The sequence below is a fragment of the Streptomyces longwoodensis genome (genome assembly GCF_001514125.1).
Lineage (GTDB): Bacteria > Actinomycetota > Actinomycetes > Streptomycetales > Streptomycetaceae > Streptomyces > Streptomyces longwoodensis.
In genome coordinates this window covers 104,211-123,454 of the sequence record NZ_KQ948560.1, presented here as the reverse complement: position 1 = coordinate 123,454, position 19,244 = coordinate 104,211, and the positions used below count along the sequence as shown (strand labels likewise).

Below are 19,244 nucleotides of genomic sequence, written 5' to 3'. Positions count from 1 at the left end.
AAACACCACCACGGCGCGTCAGGCGCAACGAAACGCGCGCCAAACCGGGTCCGTCAGGGGCGCGGGGAACTGCGCAAAAACCCCCCAACCCCCCGCACAGCCGAACCCCCCGCACAACACCAACCCCCCGGCGCTAAAACGTCAGCACCCCTTCTTCACCACAGCCACCGCCTTCGGCGCAGCCAACGCCGCCAGCGCCCGCTCCGCATCCCCCCGCACCGCCAACCCCTTGAACCCGTCACCGATCACCAGATCCACCGCCCCATCCGCGACGCGCTCCGCATCCACCCGCCGCTCCGCCGCAGGCACCTGCACCCCCACCACCGGCAACGACGTCTTCACCGAGGCCCCGGCCCCCACCAGCACCCCCACCCCCGTGACCTTCTTGTCGAACGCCGCACTCGCGTTCCCCACCTGCCCGACCTTGAAGCCCCGCTTCTTCAGCTCGTCGGCCGTGGTCTTCGCGAGCCCACTGCGGGTCGTGGCGTTGTAGACGTTCACGGTGATCTGCGCCGGCTTGGGCAGCACCACGGGCGAGGCACTGGCCACCGCACCGGACTTCGTGGTCGCACACGCCTTCGCCGCGGCCGCGGAAGCCGTACCGCCGCCGCCCGTGAAGACGTCGACGAGCTGCAGCGTTCCCCACCCGGCGACTCCGAGCACGGCTCCGCAGACGACGACGATGCCGGCCATCCTGGCGCGCCGCCGGGGCGGGCGCATCCGCGGGTACTTGTCCCCCGTGATGCGGTACTGGCCGCCCATCCCGGGGGGAGTCAGCATGCTCATGAGCGCAGCGTAGTGCGACGGAGCTGCCGTGCCTACTAGATGATCATTCGACACCGCTCAGGTGAACCCGAAAGGGCCACACGGCAGCCGCCGTGTGCACGGGGGAAGGGGCGGTCGGCCGGCCCGTCAGTCCAGTTCGAGCACGCGCGCGTGCAGCACCTGGCGCTGCTGGAGCGCGGCCCGCACCGCGCGGTGCAGTCCGTCCTCCAGGTAGAGGTCGCCCTGCCACTTCACGACGTGCGCGAAGAGGTCGCCGTAGAACGTGGAGTCCTCGGCGAGGAGCGTTTCCAGGTCGAGCTGCTGCTTGGTCGTCACCAGCTGATCGAGGCGGACCGGGCGCGGCGCGACGTCCGCCCACTGCCGGGTGCTTTCCCGGCCGTGGTCGGGGTACGGCCGGCCGTTTCCGATGCGCTTGAAGATCACACGGAAAGCCTACCGGCCCAGACCTTCCGGGCGCAGCCATGGCGAGCGAGTGCGACGCTGGAAATACCGCAGGAACCCGGGCATACCGGAAGCGCCCCGGGAGTGAACCCGGAATTGCGGAACGCGAACGATCCGGGAGGGGTCTGTCGATGAACGCCAGCGAGCCCGTGGCGAAGATCGCCGCCGGGTACGCCTTCTCCGGCCCCGCGCTCGACCTGGGCGCCCTGCTCTGGGAGGGCCGCTGCCTGCCCGACGCGCAGGTCCGCGTCCCGCTTCCGATGCTCAACCGGCACGGCCTGGTCGCGGGCGCCACCGGCACCGGCAAGACCAAGACGCTGCAGCTCGTCACCGAACAGCTGTCGGCGCAGGGCGTGCCGGTGTTCCTCGCGGACGTGAAGGGGGACCTGTCGGGCATCTCGGCCCCCGGCGCCCCCGGCGACCGGGTCCGCACCCGGTCCGCGGAGGTCGGCCAGGACTGGACGGCGAGCGCCTTCCCGGCGGAGTTCTACGCCCTCGGCGGCCTCGGCCACGGCATCCCGGTCCGCGCGACGGTCACCAGCTTCGGCCCGGTCCTGCTCTCCAAGGTGCTCGGCCTGAACCAGACCCAGGAGCAGTCCCTCGGCCTGGTCTTCCACTACGCCGACCGGAAGGGCCTGGAACTGTACGACCTGAAGGACCTGCGCGCAGTCGTCGCCTTCCTCGCCTCCGACGAGGGCCGGCCGGAGCTGAAGGCACTCGGCGGGCTGTCCCCGGCCACGGCCGGGGTGATCCTGCGGACGCTGACCGCCTTCGAGGCCAAGGGCACGTCCGGCTTCTTCGGGGAGCCCGAGTTCCGCACCACCGAGCTGCTGCGGACGGCGGCCGACGGCCGGGGCGTGGTGTCGGTGCTCGAACTGCCCGCCGTCCAGGACCGGCCGCAGCTCTTCTCGACGTTCCTGATGTGGCTGCTGGCCGACCTGTTCCACGACCTGCCGGAGGTCGGCGACGCGGAGAAGCCGAAGCTGGTGTTCTTCTTCGACGAGGCGCACCTGCTGTTCCACGACGCCTCCAAGGCGTTCCTGGACGCGGTGACGCAGACCGTGCGGCTGATCCGCTCGAAGGGGGTCGGCGTCTTCTTCGTCACCCAGACCCCGAAGGACGTCCCCTCCGACGTCCTCGCCCAGCTCGGCAACCGCGTCCAGCACGCCCTGCGTGCCTTCACCCCGGAGGACCAGAAGGCCCTGCGGGCCACGGTGCAGACCTTCCCCCGTTCGCCGTACGACCTGGAGGAACTGCTCACCGGCCTCGGCACCGGCGAGGCCGTGGTCACGGTCCTCAGCGAGAACGGCGCTCCGACGCCCGTCGCCGCGACCCGCCTGCGCGCACCCGAGTCCCTGATGGGCCCGGTCGACCCGGGGGTCCTGGACGGCGCGGTGAAGGCCTCGCCGCTCTACGAACGGTATGCACAGGGTGTGGACAGGGAGTCGGCGTACGAGAAGCTGACGGCCGCCGCGGCGCACTCGGGGGCGGGCCCGACGGACGCACCGGCGACGGAGCCGGAGAGGCAACCGGGGAAGCGGGCGCAGAAGCCGTCGCAGCGCGCGGCGCACGAGGAGCCGTCGGTCGTGGAGCAGGTCGTGAGCAGCGGCATGTTCAAGTCCCTGGCCCGCTCGGTCGGCACCCAGCTCGGCCGCGAGATCACCCGCTCCCTGTTCGGCACGGCCCGCAGGAGACGCTGAGCCCCGCCCCGTCCCTCGGGCGTGTCTCGTCCGGCGGAGGCGGCCGCCCGCCCCCGCCGGACCTCGTTCAGCGGCCCCCTCGCTCGCGGGGCTGCTCGGGCAGGGGCCGCTGCTCCGGCTGCGGTTTCGGGGCGCTGCGGGCGGCCTCGGCGCGCAGCAGGGCGCGCAGGACCGCGTAGGGATCGATGGGCATGACGGTTCCTCCGACTGCGTCTCGGACTGACCTCGGTGGGTGGGGGAGGCCGGTCCGTCAGCAGCGCAGGACCACGGAACGCAGGACGCGGGGCGCGGTGTACGGCGGTCGGGCGGCGGGGCGTCCCACCGGTACGGCGGCCCGCGGCCGGGGACGCGGCGTGGGCGCCGGCCGCAGGGGTGCGGCGGGACGGCACGCGGCGGACCGGGGCGCCGGAGCGGTCACGTCGTGCTCGGCGGCGACCGTGCCGTGCGGAGCCGCACAGGCCGCCTCGCCGCCGGAGACCAGGAGCGCGAGCAGCAGGACGAGCACCCGCAGCCAGACGCGGCGGTGCGGACGGTGTCGTGCGGTGCTCACACAAGGGGCTCTGCCCGCGGCACGCCCGGAGCCCCTCCGCCCGCCCGCCGAGTTCACCCGTACGGCGCAGGCTCAGGCCCTGCTACGGCTTCTTCGCGCTCTTCGCTGTCTTCGTGCTCTTCACGCTCTTCGCTGCCTTTGTGCCCGTCGACGCCTTCGCCGTCTTGGCCGCCGCCTTCATCTCCTGCTTGAACGCCCGGACCTTCGCCAGCGACTCCGGACCGGTGATGTCGGCCACGGACCGGTGGGCGCGGGGTTCGCCGTAGGAGCCCGCGGCCTCCCGCCAGCCCTGCGGGGTCACCCCCAGCTGCTTGCCGAGCAGGGCGAGGAAGATCTGGGCCTTCTGCTTGCCGAACCCGGGCAGGTCCTCCAGCCGCCGCAGCAGCTCGCGCCCGTCGTCCACGCCCCGCCAGACGCCCTCGGCGTCACCGTCGTAGTGGTCGACGAGGTACTGGCACAGCTGCTGGATGCGCTTGGCCATGGAGCCGGGGTAGCGGTGCACGGCCGGCTTGTCGGAGAGCAGCGCGGCGAAGGACTCGGGGTCGCGCGCGGCGATCTCGTGGGCGTCCAGGTCGTCGGCGCCCAGCCGGTCGGCGATGGTGCGGGGCCCCTTGAACGCCCACTCCATCGGGACCTGCTGGTCGAGCAGCATCCCGACCAGCGCGGCGAGCGGGGAGCGCCCGAGGAGCGCGTCGGCCTCGGGGTCCTGGGCGAGGTGCACGGTGACGTCCATGCACCGATGATCGCCCGCCGGACACCCCGCCGCCTCTTCGAGGAGGGTCGTGACACCTGGCGCCGGCCCTCCGGGGGCCGGCTCACTCGTCCCGCCAGTACCCCAGCGCGTGCAGCCGGTCCTTGGGCACGCCCAGGTCCTTGCGCACGTACGACGCCAGCGTGCGGGTCGTCCGGGTGTCGCAGGCGATCCAGACGTACGGGTGCTCGGTGGCGCTGAGCAGGCCGGGGAGCTCGGCCCGGACCCGGTCGGCCAGCTCCCCGCGCCCCACGCGGCGCAGCTCGAGCCGGCCCGGCGCGGGGGAGACGGGGAAGGGCAGGCCGTCGTCGCCGCCCTCGAACCACACCGTGCTCGGGGTCCCGTCCAGCGCGCCGAGCAGGGAGTTGATCGCGGGCAGCGAGGCCGGGTCGCCGATCGCGAGGACGTGCGTCGGCGCGGGCTCGGGCCGGGTGAACCCGGTGCCCTGGACGGTCGCCTCGATGGTGTCGCCGGCGCGCGCGGTCCGCGCCCAGTCGCTGGCCGCGCCCTCGTGCAGCGCGAACTCCAGGGCGAACGTGCCCCGGGCGGGGTCGGGGTCGACCAGGGTGTAGGCCCGCTGGTGGGGCTTGCCGGCGTTGTCGAACCACAGCCGCACCCACATCGTCGGGTGCACCCCGGTCGCCGCGAGCAGCCCGCCGTCGGTCAGGTGCAGCCGTCGGTACGACGGGGTGACGTCCCGCGCCCCGGTGACCGTCAGCGTGAAGTCCTTCGCCCGCATCAACCGGAGGACCGCGCCCTCCCAGCCCCGCCCCTGCGCCATGACCTCTCCACCCCTCACGTACGATCTCCACCAATACTTAGGTGAGGCTAACCTAAAGCCGCTGCATGGCACAGAGAGGGTGCACGGTGACGACCGAGATCCACCGGGACGCCTGGGGCGTCCCGCACCTGCGCGCCCCCGACCCGCTCGCCCTCGCCCGGGCCCAGGGCCTGGTCACCGCCCGCGACCGCGCCTGGCAGCTGGAGGTCGAACGGCACCGCGCGCAGGGCACCTCGGCGTCGTTCCTCGGCCTGGGCGCCCTCGCCTGGGACGTGTTCGCGCGCCGCGCCCGCCTGGAGGACACCGCCCGCCGCTGCCACACCGCGCTCACCGAGCACGACCCCGGGACGGCCGCGTGGGTGGCGGCGTACGTCGACGGCGTCAACGAAGGCCTCGCCGACCTCGGTGAGGACCCCTCCCGGGGCGTCGCCGAGGACCCGTCCCGGAGCGTCGCCCCGGAGTTCTCCCGCGTCGGCCTCGCCCCCGGCCGCTGGGAGCCCTGGACCCCGCTCGCCGTGTGGCTGTCCACCCACATCCTGTTCGCCGGCTTCCCCGCCAAGCTCTGGCGGGAGGAGGCGGTACGGCACCTCGGCCCCGGTGCGGTCGGCCTGTTCGCCACCGACGGCCCCGGCACCGCCGGCAGCAACGGCTGGCTGGTCGCCGGGGAGCGCACGGTCACCGGGCACGCCCTCCTCGCGGGCGATCCGCACCGCTTCGTCGAGGACCCCGGCGTCTACCAGCAGATCCGCCTGGCCTGCGACGAGTTCGACGTGGTCGGCCTCGCCGTGCCCGGCGTCCCCGGCATCGCCCACTTCGGCCACACCGGCACGGTCGCCTGGGCCATCACCAACGCCATGGCCGACTACCAGGACCTCTACCGCGAGCGCCTGCGCCGCACCGGCGCCGGCGTCGAGGCCCTCGGCCCCGACGGGCTCTGGCACCGGGCCGCCCGGCACACCGAACCGGTCCACGTGGCCGGGGAGGACACCGTCGAGGTGGAGGTCCTGGAGACCGACCGGGGCCCGGTGATCGCGGGCGGCCCGGAAGGGCTGGACGACGGCACCCCGCTGGCCGTCAGCCTGCGGTACCCGCCGCGCGTCACCGGCGACCTCGGCTTCGGCGCCCTGCTGCCGCTGCTGCGGGCCCGCCGGGTCGCCGACGTGGACCGCGCCCTGGACGCCTGGGCCGAGCCGGTCAACGTCGTCCAGGCCGCCGACACCGAGGGCGGCGTCCTGCACCGGGTCGCCGGCCGCGTCCCGGTCCGCGCCGCGGACAACCGCGTCCGGGTCGTGCCCGCCTGGGAGCCCGGCCACGAGTGGACCGGCTGGCACCCCCTGCCGAGGGCCGGCCTGACCGACGGCGTCGCCGTGATGGCCAACCAGCGGGGCGTGGCCGCCGCGCTGGGCGTCGAGTTCGCCCCGCCGCACCGCGCCGACCGCATCCGCGCCCTCCTCGGCGAGCGCCGCACCTGGTCGGCCGCCGACCTGTCCGCGATCCACACCGACACCCACCTCGCCTCCGCCGCACCCCTGCTGGACCACCTCGCCGCCCTGGACGGCCTGACCGGCCCGGCCGCCGCGCTGCGCGAGCGCCTGCTGCGCTGGGACCGCCGCATGGACGCCGACAGCGAGGACGCGGCGGCCTACGCGCAGGTGCGCGGCGCGGTCGTACGGCACCTCGCCGCCCAGCCCGCCTTCGCCACGCTCAGGACGCCGCCGGCCTACCCCGAGGTGCTGCTGCCCTGGCTGGCACTGGTGCCGCGGATCGGGTACGCGCTGGAACACCTGCTGCGTGCCGAGGAGTTGTACGGCGTCGACCGTCCGGCGCTGGTGCGCGCGGCCCTGGAGGAGGTGGCGCACGCGCGCGTGGGCCGCCCCCCGGCCCGCTGGGGCGACACCCACCGCCTCGCCGCCTGGCGCGCCCTGCCGGAGCCGCCGAACGGGGAGACCACGGCTCCCGCCCTCTCCGGCGACCACGACTGCGTGCTGTGCACCTCCGCCGTGCCCGGTCTGACCGACCTGGCCGCCCGCGGCCCCGCCGCCCGCTACGTCTGGGACCTCGCCCGCCGCGAGGACAGCCGGTGGGTCGTCCCGCACGGCGCGCACGGCACCCCCGGCCACCCCCACCACCACGACCAGCTCCCCCTGTGGTTGCGGGGCGAGCTCGTCCCGGTCGTCACCGACTGGGCCCACCTGGAGAAGGAGAGCGATGCACCTCCCCGCCGATGAGGCCGCCCCCACCGACGACGGCGGCAGGGCCGACGCCCCCGTCCACGAGCAGGACCTCCCCGGTCTCGGCACCCTCCGGCTGCGCCCCCTGGACGCCGACCGCGACGCGCCCGTCGTGCACGGCTGGGTCAGCGAGGAACGGGCCGTGTTCTGGGGCATGAACGGCCTGACGGTCGACCAGGTCCGGGAGATCTACGCTCACCTGGCCGGCCTCGACACCCACCACGCCTTCCTCGCCGAGCTGGACGGCACGCCCGTGGCGCTGCTGCAGACCTACGAGCCCGCCGAGGACCGGGTCGGCGCGTGCTACCCCGTCGAGCCCGGCGACATCGGCGCCCACGTGCTGCTGGCCCCCGCCCCCGAGGGCACGGCCCGGCCCGGCTGGTCGGGGGCGCTGCTCGGCGCGTTCGCCCGGTACGTGCTGCTCGGCCTGGACCGGCGCCGGGTGGTCGTCGACCCGGACGTGCGCAACGACAGGGCCCTCGCCCGCTTCGTGCGGCTCGGCTTCGAGGCCGGCCCGGTTGTCACCCTGCCCGAGGTGGACCTGCCCGACGTGTACCTGCCGGAGAAGCGCGCCCAACTGGCGTTCCTGCGCCGGGAGGTAGCCTTCCCCGGGTGACCCCGGACGAGCTGATCGCGCACTACGGCCTGGAGCCGATCCCCCGCGAGGGCGGCCTGTTCCGCCGTACCTGGGCGGGACCCGAGGGACCCGACGGCCGCCCGGCGGGAACGGCCGTCGTCGCCCTCCTCACGGCCGGCGACCACTCGGCCCTGCACCGCCTGCCGACCGACGAGACCTGGCACTTCTACCTCGGCGACCCTTTGGAGCTGCTGCTGCTCGCCCCCGACGGCACCTCCCGCACGGCCGTGCTCGGCCCCGACGTGCTGGGCGGCCAGGCGGTCCAGTTCACCGTCCCCGCGCACACCTGGATGGGCGGGCGGACCCGGGGCTCCTGGACCCTGTTCGGCTGCACGATGGCCCCCGGCTTCACCTACGCGGACTACGCGCACGGCGACCGGGCCGACCTGACGGCGCGTTACCCGCACGAGGCGGCCCGGATCGCGGAACTCTGCCGCCCATGACCTTGCTGACGGGCCAGGTGGCCCTCATCACGGGCGCGGGCGGCGGCATCGGCCGGGGCATCGCGCTGCGCTTCGCCGAGGAGGGCGCCGCGGTGGCCCTCCACTGCCGTACGGAGACCACGGCGGTCCGGGAGGCCGCCGCGCGGATCGACGCGGCGGGCGGCCGGTCGGTCGTCCTGCGCGCCGAGCTGACGGACGACGACGCGTGCCGCCGCCTGGTGCGCGAGGCGGCCGAGTGGGGCGGCGGCCGGCTGACCGCGCTGGTCAACAACGCGGGCGTGCAGCCCGTCCAGCCGCTTCCCGGCATGACGACCGCCGACTGGCGGACCGTCCTGGACGCCAACCTCACCGGCGTCTTCGCCTGCACCCAGGCCGCGGCGGACGTCATGCGCGAGCAGACCGGCGGCGGCACGGTCACCCACATCGCCTCGGTCGAGGCGGGCCTGCCCGCGCCGGGCCACGCCCACTACGCGGCGTCCAAGGCGGCCGTGGTGGCCCACGCCCGCGCCGCCGCGCAGGAGTACGGCCCGCACGGCATCCGCGTCAACACCGTCTCGCCCGGCCTGATCGACCGCCCGGGCCTCGCCGAGGCCTGGCCGGAGGGCGTACGCCGCTGGCGTGGGGCGACGGCCACGGGCCGCCTCGGCCGCCCCGAGGACGTGGGCGACGCCTGCGTGTTCCTGGCCTCCCGGCTCGCTTCCTGGATCACCGGGCACGACCTGGTCGTCGACGGCGGCGCGACGGCCCGCCCGACGTGGTGAGCCGGGCACGGTGTGCGGGACGCGGTGAGCACAGCGGGCCCCCGGTCCGTACGTAAGCGGGAGGCCGGACCCGGAGGCGGGGGGACGGCGTGGACGAAGAGCGCGAGGTGACCGTGGGAGAGGGCCACGCAACAGCACACCGGGACGCCCGGGCCGGCGTGGCCCGCAGACGACTCGGGGCGCTGACGCTGCTCCTGGGCACGTTCCTCCTCCTGCTCCTCCTCCCGGGCGCGAACCCGGCGTCGGCACACGCCGCGCTGCGCGCCACCGACCCCGCCGACGGCAGCGTCGTCCCGGCCGCCCCGCGCAGCGTCACCCTCACCTTCACCGAGTCGGTCGGCCTCCTCGACGACTCCTTCCGCGTGCTGGACCCCACCGGGCACCGGGTCCCCACGGGCGACGCCGAGCACGCCGGGGGGCACGCGGACACCGCCCGGATCAGCCTCCCGGCCGGCCTGGACCGGGGGACGTTCACCGTGGCCTGGCGGGTGGTGTCGGCGGACAGCCACCCCGTGTCGGGCGCCTTCACCTTCTCCGTGGGCGCCCCCTCGGCCACGGCGGCCCCGGTGCCGACGGGCCCGACCGAGGACCCGCTCACCGCCTTCCTGTACGGCACCGCCCGCGGTGCCGCCTACCTCGCCGCCGCGCTGCTCATCGGCACGGCGGCCTTCGTCGCCGTGTGCCGTCCGACGCGGGTGCGCCCGTTGCGGGGACTGCTCCGCGCGGGCGGCTGGGGCCTGGCCGGCACGACGGTCCTGCTCCTCGTGCTGCGCGCCCCGTACGAGACCGGCGACGGCCCGTCGGCCGCCCTCGACCTGGACGCGCTGGGTCGCACGCTCACCGGCAGGCCGGGCTGGGCGCTGCTCGCGCGCCTCGCGCTGCTGGCCGCGTCCGCCCTCCTGCTGACCCACGCGGCCCGGCGCGCACGCCCCTCGCGCACCCACCTGTCCCTCGGCGCCGTCCTGGCGGTCGGACTCTCCCTGACCTGGGCGGCGGCGGAGCACGCGTCGGCGGGCATCCAGGTACCGCTGGCGATGGCGTCCGCGGTCGTGCACCTGCTCGCGATGGCGGCCTGGCTGGGCGGCCTCACGGCCCTGCTGGTGCTGCTGCGCCGGGACACGCCCCCGCTCGCCACGGTGACCCGCTTCTCCCGCCTGGCCATGCTCAGCGTCACCGCCCTGGCCGTCACCGGCCTCTACCAGTCCTGGCGCGGCCTGGGCACCCTCACCGCCCTCACCGACACGTCCTACGGCCGCCTCCTCCTGGCCAAGCTGGCCGCGGTGACGGTCCTGCTGACGGCGGCCGACTGGTCGCGCCGCTGGGTGGCGGAGCGGGCCAGGGCCGCGACGCCCGCGGAGCGGAAGGAGGAGCTGCGCATGCCACAACCGGTGGGAGCGACCCGTACGGGGACACCGGCCCCCGACGGCCTCACGGAGCGGCCCCCGGAGGCCGGCACCCCCCGGCCCTCCGAGGCCGGCACCGCCCTCACCGAGCCGTCGTCCGACGGCGACGCGCACCGCCGGGCCCTGCGCCGCTCGGTGCTGGTGGAGGTGCTGGTCGCGGCGGTCGTCCTCGCCCTGACGACGGTCCTGACGGGCACGCTGCCCGGCCGGGCCGAGGCCGAGGCGCAGGCGACCCGGCAGGCGGCGGCCCTGCCGGCGACCTCGGTGGTCATGGCGCCGTTCAGCGTGGCCGGCCACCGGGGCACGGTCCAGGTCACCCTCGACCCGGCCCGCACCGGCGACAACGCCGTGGAGGCCGTGGTCTACGGCGCCGACGGCGGCCTGGCCGCGGTCCCCGAACTCCGCATCGCCTTCACCTTCCCCGCCCAGGACATCGGCCCCCTGAACGCCGACCTCACGGACCGGGGCGGCTACTGGGCGACGAACGCGGTCAACCTCCCGCTCGCCGGCACGTGGACGATGAAGGTGACGGTACGGGTGTCGGACGTGGACCAGGTGACGGTGGAGAAGCCGGTACGGGTGGCTCGCTGAGGAGCGGGGGCGGCCCCCCGCCCTCCCCTTCGGGGCCGACGGCGCCGACGGCGTTAGGACGAGGCCTTTCTGGGCACTGCTGAACCCCTGCAGCTGCCGACGAGTAGGGGCCGTCATGGGTGAGCCGTCGCACAACGTCACGGTCGTGGCCCTCCTCGCGGATCCGGACGCGCCGACGGAGGCCGCACGGCGCATGGCCCGGGTCCTGCCCGATCGGCTCGCGGAAAGGACCGGCGGCCGGCGGTTCGAGTTCGAGGTGGTCAGCGAGCCCTTCAGCGGGGGGACCGAGGACCTGGCCACCGTGGCGCGCCGGACGGTGGACCGGGGGCAGGACGAGAAGTGGGACGTCGTCGTGGCCCTCACCGATCTGCCGTTGCACTCGCACGGCCGCAAGCTCGTCATGGAAGTGAGCCACGAGCACCGCGCGGCACTGCTGTCCCTCCCCTCGCTCGGCGGCCTGCGCCTCCAGCGCAAGGCCGAGCGGGCGGTCGAAGAGGCCGTGCTCAGCCTGGCGGGCGCGCAGGGCGACGAGGCCGGGAAGGCTCCGCACCGGCGTGGGCTGGGACGTTTCACCAGCCGTCTCGCGCCCGTCCACCCCGCCCCGGTCGGCGCGGAGGAGCCCGCCGACCTCCGGTACGTCCTCAGCGGGCCGCGCGGGTACCTGAGGATGCTCGGCGGCATGGTCCGCGCCAACCGTCCGTGGCGGCTGGTGCCGGGGCTCTCGAAGGCCCTGGCGGCCGCGCTCGCCACGGGCGCGGTCGCCACCGTGAACTCGACGCTCTGGAGCCTGGCCGCGGCCCTGGACACGACCCGCCTCGTGATCGCCACGGTGGGGTCCATCGCGCTCATGATCGGCTGGCTGATCATCGACGCGCACCTGTGGCACCGCGGCAAGGGGGACTCGCCGGAGGCGAGGAAGCGCACGACCCTCTACAACACGTCGACCGTGCTGACGGTGGGCATCGGGGTCTTCGTCTGCTACGTGGGGCTGCTGGCCGTCAACCTGGTGTGGGCCCTCTTCATCCTCAACGGCCAGGTGTTCGCCTCCCTGACGCGCACCCCGCTGCACGCCTCGGAGTACTGGACGCTGGCGTGGTTCGTCGCCTCGGTCGCCACGGTGGGCGGCGCGCTGGGGTCGGGCCTGGAGAGCGACGAGGCGATCCGGGCGGCCGCCTACTCCAAGCGGGAACAGGAGCGCCGCCGGATGCTCGAGGACGACACGGACCGGTCGACGACCTGAGCCGGCAGGCGCGAGGTGCCGGGGCGCGAGTGGCTGGGGCACGGGCGCGAAATTCATGAACTCGTGCGCGCATGTCTGTTTCGTGCCCAGGGCCCCGGGGACCCGCACGGCACGCCGCAGGGGCGTTGGGACCGCAGGGCCGCCCGCGGCAGCAGCACCGTTCCACCTGTCCTGGTGGACGGCCCGCAGAGTCGTGCGGGAGCGCTGCCCCCCCGTCGTGTCACTTCCCGAGCGGGCAGGCTCCTCGCGCCGTCTCATCATCGCCGTGCCGCGGACGTTCGGCGGCACTGAGGGAAGTCATCATGAAGGCTGCGGTATACGAAGGACCGCGCACGGTCACCGTGAAGGACGTACCGGACGCGAAGATCGAGCATCCCTGCGACATCATCGTCAAGATCACCACCACCAACATCTGTGGTTCCGACCTGCACATGTACGAGGGCCGCACCTCGTTCGAGACCGGCCGCACGCTGGGCCACGAGAACATGGGCCAGGTCGTCGAGGTCGGCTCGGCCGTCAGCAAGGTCAAGGTCGGCGAGTACGTGGTCCTGCCCTTCAACATCGCCTGCGGCTTCTGCAAGCAGTGCGAGCGGGGCCTGACCAACTACTGCCTGACCATGCAGCCGGTACCGGACCTCGCGGGAGCCGCCTACGGGTTCGCCGACATGGGCCCCTACCAGGGCGGCCAGGCGGAACTGCTGCGCGTGCCCTACGGCGACTTCAACGCGCTGCGCCTGGGCGAGGACGCCGCCGAGCGGCAGACCGACTACGTGATGCTCGCCGACATCTTCCCCACCGGCTACCACGCCACCGAGATGGCCAACGTCAAGCCGGGCGACCAGACCATCGTGTTCGGCGCCGGTCCTGTCGGACTGATGGCGGCCTACTCCGCCATCCTCAAGGGCGCGGGCCGCGTCTGGGTGGCCGACCACCAGCCCGACCGGCTGCGCGTGGCCGAGGAGATCGGGGCCGTCCCGATCAACACCGCCGAGCAGGACCCGGCGGAGGTCGTCAAGGAGGCCACCCTCGGCCTGGGCGCCGACAACGGCTGCGAGTGCGTCGGCTACCAGGCCCACGACCCCCAGGGGAAGGAGGACGCCAGCCTCACGCTCAACAGCCTGATCGACACGGTCCGGTTCACGGGCGACATCGGCGTGGTGGGCGTCTTCCTGCCCCAGGACCCCGGCGGTGAGGAAGCCCAGGGGAAGCTGGAGGCGCAGGGCAAGGTCCCGATCGACTTCGGCATGATGTGGTTCAAGGGCCAGCGCATGGGGACCGGGCAGGCGCCGGTGAAGAAGTACAACCGGGCGCTGCGCGACCTGATCGCCGGCGGCAAGGCGGAGCCGAGCTTCATCGTCTCCCACGAGCTGGGACTGGACGAGGCCCCCACCGCCTACGAGCACTTCGACGCCCGGGACGACGGCTGGACCAAGGTGGTCCTGCATCCCGACGGACACGCCAACGGCCACAAGAAGTAGGCAGCCGCGGGGCGCCCACCGCGCCTGGAGCGGGCCGGCGGACGGGTGGCGGCGCGCGGTCCCGGTCCCGGTCACGTCCGGGGCCGGACGCCGTCGCCGCTCGTGCGCGCCGGTCACCGAAGGCAACGGCGGCCCGGCGCGCCCGAGTCGCGGGAGCCGGGTGGCGAACGCGCGCGTCGGCAAGGGCCGTTGGGCTCCGGCTCACCCTCGACCCGGGCCGTTGGGCTCCGCTCCGCCGGCCGTCGGGCTCCCGCTCACCCCCGACCGACCGCCGTGCCGCGTCCGATGAGTGAGCTGGGCCGAGCCGAGGAATGGATGCGGGCCAGGCGGAAACCCCGCCGTGGTCCGTGACGCACCCTCACCCCCGGAGCCGAGCGGCACGCCTCCCGTCCACTTCACCACCCGTGGGGAGCACTCATGACGACAGACACCCACTCCACCCGCCCCCTCCGGCACGATCCGCTCGTACGCGGCCTCGGCTGGGCCAGTGCGCTCCTGGGCGTGCCCCAGGTCGTCGCCCCGGCGGGCTTCGCCCGGGCCCTGGGCGTGGGCGACGCCGCCCGGCAGCGCTCGGCCACGACGGCCGTCGGCGTGCGCGAGCTGACGGCGGCGGCCGGGCTGCTCGGCCGCCCGCACCCCGCCTGGCTCTGGAGCCGCGTCGGCGGCGACCTCATGGACCTGACGATGCTGGCCCGGGCCCTGAAGCACCACGACGGCCGGGGCCTCGGCCGCACCGTGGCCGCGACCGCCGCGGTCACCGCCATCACGGCCACGGACGTCTACGCAGCCGTGACCCGTACCTGTAGGAGCACACCGATGGAACTGACCGCGGCCACCACCGTCGCCCAGCCCCCGGACAAGGTCTACGCCCTCTGGAAGGACCTGGAGCGACTGCCCGACTTCATGGCGCACCTGGACGAGGTGCGCGTCACCGGCCCCCGCACCAGCCACTGGCGGGCCGAGGCGCCGTTCGGCAAGACGGTCGAATGGGACGCCGAGACCACCGAGGACGTGCCCGGCCAGCGGATCGCCTGGCGGTCGGCGGAGGGCGCCGACATCGACAACTCCGGCGAGGTCCGCTTCACGCCCGCCCCCGGCGACCGGGGCACGGAGATCAGGGTGACGCTGCGCTACGACCTGCCCGGCGGAGCCGTGGGCAAGGCTGCGGCGCGCTACTTCGGCGAGGAACCGCACCAGCAGCTGGACGACGACCTGCGCCGCTTCAAGCAGATCGCGGAGGTCGGCGAGATCACCCGCTCCGAGGGCGCACCGAGCGGGAAGCGGGCGCGCGGGGAGTTCCCGCAGCACCCGGCCCAGCCGCTGACCGAGGACGAACTGAAGGAGGCCCTGGCGTGAAGGCGAACTGCTGGACCGGACGCAACTCGGTCGAGGTGCTCGACGTCCCCGACCCGTCGATCCTGAGCAGCCGCGACGTGATCGTGAAGATCACCTCGACGGCGATCTGCGGCTCCGACCTCCACCTGGTCGACGGCTACGTGCCGACCATGGAGAAGGGCGACATCCTAGGCCACGAGTTCATGGGGGAGGTCGTGGAGGTCGGTCCGGGCGTCAACCCGAAGCTGCGCGTCGGCGACCGGGTCGTCGTGCCGTTCCCCATCGCGTGCGGGGTGTGCGCGCCCTGCCGGGCCGAGCTGTACTCGTGCTGCGAGAACACCAACCCCAACGCCGGCATCTCGGAGAAGCTCTTCGGCCACCCCACCGCCGGCATCTACGGCTACTCGCACCTCACCGGCGGCTTCGCCGGAGGCCAGGCGGAGTACGCCCGGGTGGTGCTCGCCGACGCCAACGTCCTGAAGATCGACTCGGACCTCACCGACGAGCAGGTGCTGTTCCTGTCCGACATCCTGCCGACCGGGTACATGGGCGCCGAGATGTGCGACATCCAGGGCGGTGACGTCGTCGCGGTCTGGGGTGCCGGGCCGGTGGGCCAGTTCGCGATGGACAGCGCACGGGTCCTGGGCGCGGAGAAGGTCGTCGCGATCGACAAAGAGCCCTACCGGCTCGCCATGGCCGCCTCGCAGGGCTACGAGACCATCAACTTTGAGGACACCGACGTACGGTCGGCCCTGCTGGAGCTCACCGGCGGCCGGGGCCCGGACAAGTGCATCGACGCGGTCGGCCTGGAGGCCACGCACGGCGCCTCCCACGTCCAGCTCTACGACCGCGCCAAGCAGGCGGTCCGCTCCGAGACCGACCGCCCGCACGCCCTGCGCCAGGCCATCATGTCCTGCCGCAGCGGGGGCGTGGTGTCGGTCATCGGCGTCTACGGCGGCCTGATCGACAAGTTCCCGGCGGGCGCCTGGATGAACCGGTCCCTGACCCTGCGCACCGGCCAGTGCCACGTGCACAAGTACATGAAGCCCCTGCTGGGCCTCATCGAACAGGGCAAGATCGACCCCACCCGCATCATCACCCACCGCCTGCCCCTGACCGAGGCCCCGAAGGGCTACGACCTCTTCAAGAACAAGAAGGACCACTGCGAGAAGGTCGTACTGAAGCCGTGAGCTTCCGCGCCGAGGGGCCCGACCGCGAAGGGTGGGGCCCCTCGACATAGTGACCCGCAGCAAGTCGGGCCGGCGGAGCGGCAGCTCGTGCCGGCCGGCTGCCCCTGTGCCCCACCTGCTGAACCGGCTCCGCGTGCCATCATCTGCACGTGCACGTGCTCGAGATCCCCGGATACGAAGGCGGCCCCTTGGTCCGGGGCGACGCCTATCTGGACGACCCGTTGTTCTGGCCCGTGCACCTGGGCTCCTCCCTGCGTGGGCAGGACGCCCAACGAGCTGCGTTCGGTGCCGACTGGGACGCCGCCATGGAGCTGTACCGGAGACTGTCCGCCGAGCATGAGTGGCCGGTGTTCAGCGTGCCGCTGCGCTCCGGTCACACCATCCACGTCGTCTACCGCAACTTCCTGGACGAACGGGGCGTGGACTACCTGATCCATCGGCCGGAGTGGTCCGCGGCGGAAACCCTCGCCGTGGTCGACGGTCACTTCATGGGCCCCGGCATGGCCTGGCCGGAACTGCTGTCCGCTGCCCGGCAGTCGACGACGGAGGGCGTGGGCGATGCCGACGCCCGCCTCCTGCTGCTCTTCCCCACACTCGGCGACGCGCTGCTCCCCGACGACGCGGCCGCCCCTCTCACCACCGCGCTCGCTGCCCTCACCCTGATCGAAGAGCCCGCCGAGGTGGCGAGGATGCTCCTCGAGAACCAGGGCCTGTGGGCTCCCGCCCGGTGGAGGTCGGCAGGAGGCGTCCGGATCAACGACGGCGGCCACTCCTACCGAAACCCGAGCAACGCCTTCGCTCTGCCCCAGCGGCGCCTTCTGGAGATCAGCAACGCGTTGCACGAGGAGAGCTGAAGGCCGCTCGTCGGCCGGACCATGGGCGGCCGAGTGCTGGTTCAGGCGCGGCTCCGGGTCCCGGTTGAACGATGCTGAATGAGACGGAAAGTGAGACGGTCGCCAGGGCCATTGTCAGTCGCCTCGCCTAGTCTCCGGCCATGAGCATGATCGGTGAGTACCTGCGTGTCACGGCTGCTGAGCTTGACCAAGCGGTCCACGATCCCGACTGGGCGTTGGACTTCGTGCAGGAGGTCCAGGACGCCGAGGAGGAGTCTGAGACTGCGCCGGCCGAGACGCGTCACTTCAGTACTTACAAAGCTTGGGACATGCTCCGCTTCCTGCTGGCGCGTGCCGAGTTCCCCGTGAACGTGATCCACGGTGAGGAGCCGTTCGCCGAGGACGAGGACTGGGGGTACGGGCCTCCGAGGTACCTGCGGCCTGAGCGGGTACGACTCGCGGCAAAGGCCCTACGGGCCACCGCCTATACGCAGCTCATCAACGGTGTGGATCCCGCTGAACTGACCAGCGCCGAGGTGTACCCCCTTGGATGGACCGAGCCCGACGCACTGGAGTGGGGGCGTCAGTGGTACGACGGCCTCACCCAGTTCTTCGAAGCTGCTGCTGGGATGGACGACGCAGTGCTCGTCTGGTTGGACTGAAGGGCCAAGACAGCCGCCACGGGCGGGCTATGAGCCCGGCCGAGCGTGACCGTCCCCGAGCCTGAAAACCTCGTGGCAGCGACGTCAGCCACGACGCTGGGGCGCCGACCGACCACGCACGCGTGTGCCTCGCTGTACCCCCACTGTCCATAACCAAGCTACCAATGCCGTCGACCACGGTGTTAGCAGTGGCTCATCTGGACAGGAGCGCTGGCCACGCCCGACCGCTTCGCGGGTTGCTGCCCGCCGTTTCCCGTGACTCTCCCGCCGGTCGGAAGGCAGGCGGCGTAGCTCGTTAATTTCTCAACTTATATTCGGGCGTTGGCGTCTACGTCCAGCCACGTCGTACGCCGTCAGTCAGGATGCGGATCGTCTCGGCAACTCAATGGCAGAGTTCCCATTACATGTAGAGAACTGAAGAGCGCCACTCGACTCGCGCAGCTTTTCGGCCCCTTTTTTGTCTAATTCCCAACCAGGTTACCCCTGGCCCTTTTGCTTGATCTTTGCTGGATTTTCGTTGAGGTGCACCTCGCTGATCACATAGCTTCGCTGGTGAACCCACCGACCTGAAAGAGGTTCACCATGTTTTCGCGTCACGCGAAGCGGGCTGTTGTTCTGGCCGCGATATCGGCATGTGCTACGGGAGTGTCTGTCATCCCGTCCTCTGCCGCAGGGGAGCACGCCTTCACTCCTCAGCACCCGTCGTACAACGGCAACGACCCCAGGGGAAATTTCAGCGCGCAGATAAAGTACAGTGGTAATAAACTCCAGTGGGGGTGGCAGCTCAGCACGGCTACGGCCGCGCCGGCCACGGGCCCGATGACCGAGAGGGCAGACCTCTACTGCAACGGTCGTAGCGTCGCGCACGACAGTCACCCGGGCGTCTCTCCGCGGTACTTCGTGCATGCCTCCGCGTCGCTGGGTACCCACATGACGTCCTGCAAATGGGATCTGAAGGTGCACGAAACCTTCCCCATCGGGCGAGGAACCCGGACCATCGACCTCGATTTCCCGTTCGTCGTCACTCTCGTCTGACGCGCAACGGGCTACGCTTCGCTCATGATTGAAGCGATGGTTCGTGAATGGGACGACGATGAGGGCTGGGGAGTCCTCGATTCCAGAGAGACGCCTGGAGGGTGCTGGACGCACTTCTCTGTAGTGGAGGCATCGGGATTCCGTTCCCTCACTGCGGGACAGAAAGTCGCTTTGGAGTGGGAATCCGGCGAGCAAGATGGCTTTCAGTACCGGGCTATTCGCGTCGTCATTCCCGAGTGAATTAGCGGAATGATGGAGCGGCCCAGGCTTTGCCGGTGGAGGTAAAGTTTGGGCCGCATTGGTTTTGTTGCCACCCCTCGATGAGACCTGCTAACTCGTCGAGTCGGGCTCGGCCAGCCTGTGCCCCGCGGACTATCCGAGTCTGGCTTGTCGCCA

The 19,244-nt window shown here is 72.7% G+C and carries 20 protein-coding genes; 14 read left to right on the top strand and 6 right to left on the bottom strand.

Annotated elements, in window-relative coordinates; all coding sequences use genetic code 11:
• Positions 1 to 141: 141 nt before the first annotated feature.
• Both AQJ30_RS27935 and AQJ30_RS27930 read right to left on the bottom strand, forming a co-directional pair.
• Positions 142 to 762 (bottom strand): LytR C-terminal domain-containing protein, encoded by a 621-nt coding sequence (locus tag AQJ30_RS27935; RefSeq protein WP_067239481.1) that lies wholly within the window; start codon positions 760 to 762, stop codon positions 142 to 144.
• 150 nt (positions 763 to 912) lie between these two features.
• Complete coding sequence (locus AQJ30_RS27930) at positions 913 to 1,209, bottom strand: type II toxin-antitoxin system VapB family antitoxin (RefSeq protein WP_004943146.1); 297 nt, start codon at positions 1,207 to 1,209, stop codon at positions 913 to 915.
• Positions 1,210 to 1,358: 149 nt separating this feature from the next.
• On the opposite strand from AQJ30_RS27930, the gene AQJ30_RS27925 reads away from it, so the two are divergent.
• A complete protein-coding gene (locus tag AQJ30_RS27925) occupies positions 1,359 to 2,927 on the top strand; it encodes a helicase HerA-like domain-containing protein (RefSeq protein WP_067239480.1) in 1,569 nt (522 codons plus the stop codon).
• A gap of 67 nt (positions 2,928 to 2,994) precedes the next feature.
• Here AQJ30_RS27925 and AQJ30_RS39865 read toward each other — a convergent pair whose 3' ends face one another.
• The 4 genes from AQJ30_RS39865 to AQJ30_RS27910 form a co-directional block, all read right to left on the bottom strand.
• The gene (locus tag AQJ30_RS39865) at positions 2,995 to 3,120 is read right to left on the bottom strand and encodes a hypothetical protein (RefSeq protein ID WP_281200970.1); all 126 of its coding nucleotides are present in this window, start codon (positions 3,118 to 3,120) and stop codon (positions 2,995 to 2,997) included.
• A 57-nt stretch (positions 3,121 to 3,177) separates the two neighbouring features.
• Complete coding sequence (locus AQJ30_RS27920) at positions 3,178 to 3,477, bottom strand: hypothetical protein (protein ID WP_067239478.1); 300 nt, start codon at positions 3,475 to 3,477, stop codon at positions 3,178 to 3,180.
• Between the two features lie 82 nt (positions 3,478 to 3,559).
• A complete protein-coding gene (locus AQJ30_RS27915) occupies positions 3,560 to 4,210 on the bottom strand; it encodes an HhH-GPD-type base excision DNA repair protein (protein ID WP_067239476.1) in 651 nt (216 codons plus the stop codon).
• An 82-nt stretch (positions 4,211 to 4,292) separates the two neighbouring features.
• Positions 4,293 to 5,009: a siderophore-interacting protein gene (locus AQJ30_RS27910; protein WP_067239474.1), complete on the bottom strand. Its 717-nt coding sequence runs from the start codon at positions 5,007 to 5,009 to the stop codon at positions 4,293 to 4,295.
• A gap of 86 nt (positions 5,010 to 5,095) precedes the next feature.
• Between AQJ30_RS27910 and AQJ30_RS27905 the strand changes: the two genes are divergently transcribed.
• From AQJ30_RS27905 to AQJ30_RS37360, 13 genes are all read left to right on the top strand, one after another.
• Positions 5,096 to 7,237: a penicillin acylase family protein gene (locus AQJ30_RS27905; RefSeq protein ID WP_067239472.1), complete on the top strand. Its 2,142-nt coding sequence runs from the start codon at positions 5,096 to 5,098 to the stop codon at positions 7,235 to 7,237.
• A complete protein-coding gene (locus tag AQJ30_RS27900) occupies positions 7,218 to 7,856 on the top strand; it encodes a GNAT family N-acetyltransferase (protein WP_067239471.1) in 639 nt (212 codons plus the stop codon). The genes AQJ30_RS27905 and AQJ30_RS27900 overlap by 20 nt, the downstream gene beginning before the upstream one ends.
• On the top strand, positions 7,853 to 8,320 hold the full coding sequence (locus tag AQJ30_RS27895) for a cupin domain-containing protein (RefSeq protein WP_067239469.1): 468 nt from the start codon (positions 7,853 to 7,855) through the stop codon (positions 8,318 to 8,320). Before AQJ30_RS27900 ends, AQJ30_RS27895 begins: the two co-directional genes overlap by 4 nt.
• Entirely contained in the window at positions 8,317 to 9,081 is a 765-nt protein-coding gene (locus AQJ30_RS27890) for an SDR family NAD(P)-dependent oxidoreductase (protein WP_107119718.1), read from the top strand. Before AQJ30_RS27895 ends, AQJ30_RS27890 begins: the two co-directional genes overlap by 4 nt.
• A 188-nt stretch (positions 9,082 to 9,269) precedes the next feature.
• Positions 9,270 to 11,075, top strand: a complete 1,806-nt coding sequence (locus AQJ30_RS27885) for a copper resistance CopC/CopD family protein (protein ID WP_067239786.1) — start codon at positions 9,270 to 9,272, stop codon at positions 11,073 to 11,075.
• 115 nt (positions 11,076 to 11,190) lie between these two features.
• The gene (locus AQJ30_RS27880; RefSeq protein ID WP_107119717.1) at positions 11,191 to 12,315 is read left to right on the top strand and encodes an MATE family efflux transporter; all 1,125 of its coding nucleotides are present in this window, start codon (positions 11,191 to 11,193) and stop codon (positions 12,313 to 12,315) included.
• A gap of 302 nt (positions 12,316 to 12,617) precedes the next feature.
• Positions 12,618 to 13,793 (top strand): glutathione-independent formaldehyde dehydrogenase, encoded by a 1,176-nt coding sequence (locus tag AQJ30_RS27875; RefSeq protein ID WP_067239465.1) that lies wholly within the window; start codon positions 12,618 to 12,620, stop codon positions 13,791 to 13,793.
• 417 nt (positions 13,794 to 14,210) lie between these two features.
• A complete protein-coding gene (locus AQJ30_RS27870; RefSeq protein WP_067239464.1) occupies positions 14,211 to 15,149 on the top strand; it encodes an SRPBCC family protein in 939 nt (312 codons plus the stop codon).
• Positions 15,146 to 16,318 carry a zinc-dependent alcohol dehydrogenase gene (locus AQJ30_RS27865; RefSeq protein ID WP_067239463.1) on the top strand — a complete coding sequence of 391 codons (1,173 nt, stop codon included), beginning with the start codon at positions 15,146 to 15,148 and terminating at the stop codon, positions 16,316 to 16,318. Before AQJ30_RS27870 ends, AQJ30_RS27865 begins: the two co-directional genes overlap by 4 nt.
• A gap of 149 nt (positions 16,319 to 16,467) precedes the next feature.
• Positions 16,468 to 17,172, top strand: coding sequence for a hypothetical protein (locus AQJ30_RS27860; RefSeq protein WP_245727158.1), 705 nt, complete (start codon positions 16,468 to 16,470; stop codon positions 17,170 to 17,172).
• Positions 17,173 to 17,312: 140 nt separating this feature from the next.
• Positions 17,313 to 17,813, top strand: coding sequence for a YfbM family protein (locus AQJ30_RS27855; protein WP_067239461.1), 501 nt, complete (start codon positions 17,313 to 17,315; stop codon positions 17,811 to 17,813).
• Between the two features lie 645 nt (positions 17,814 to 18,458).
• Positions 18,459 to 18,848 (top strand): hypothetical protein, encoded by a 390-nt coding sequence (locus tag AQJ30_RS27850; protein ID WP_067239459.1) that lies wholly within the window; start codon positions 18,459 to 18,461, stop codon positions 18,846 to 18,848.
• A 24-nt stretch (positions 18,849 to 18,872) separates the two neighbouring features.
• Positions 18,873 to 19,088 (top strand): cold-shock protein, encoded by a 216-nt coding sequence (locus tag AQJ30_RS37360; RefSeq protein ID WP_079084339.1) that lies wholly within the window; start codon positions 18,873 to 18,875, stop codon positions 19,086 to 19,088.
• The last annotated feature ends 156 nt before the right edge of the window (positions 19,089 to 19,244 follow it).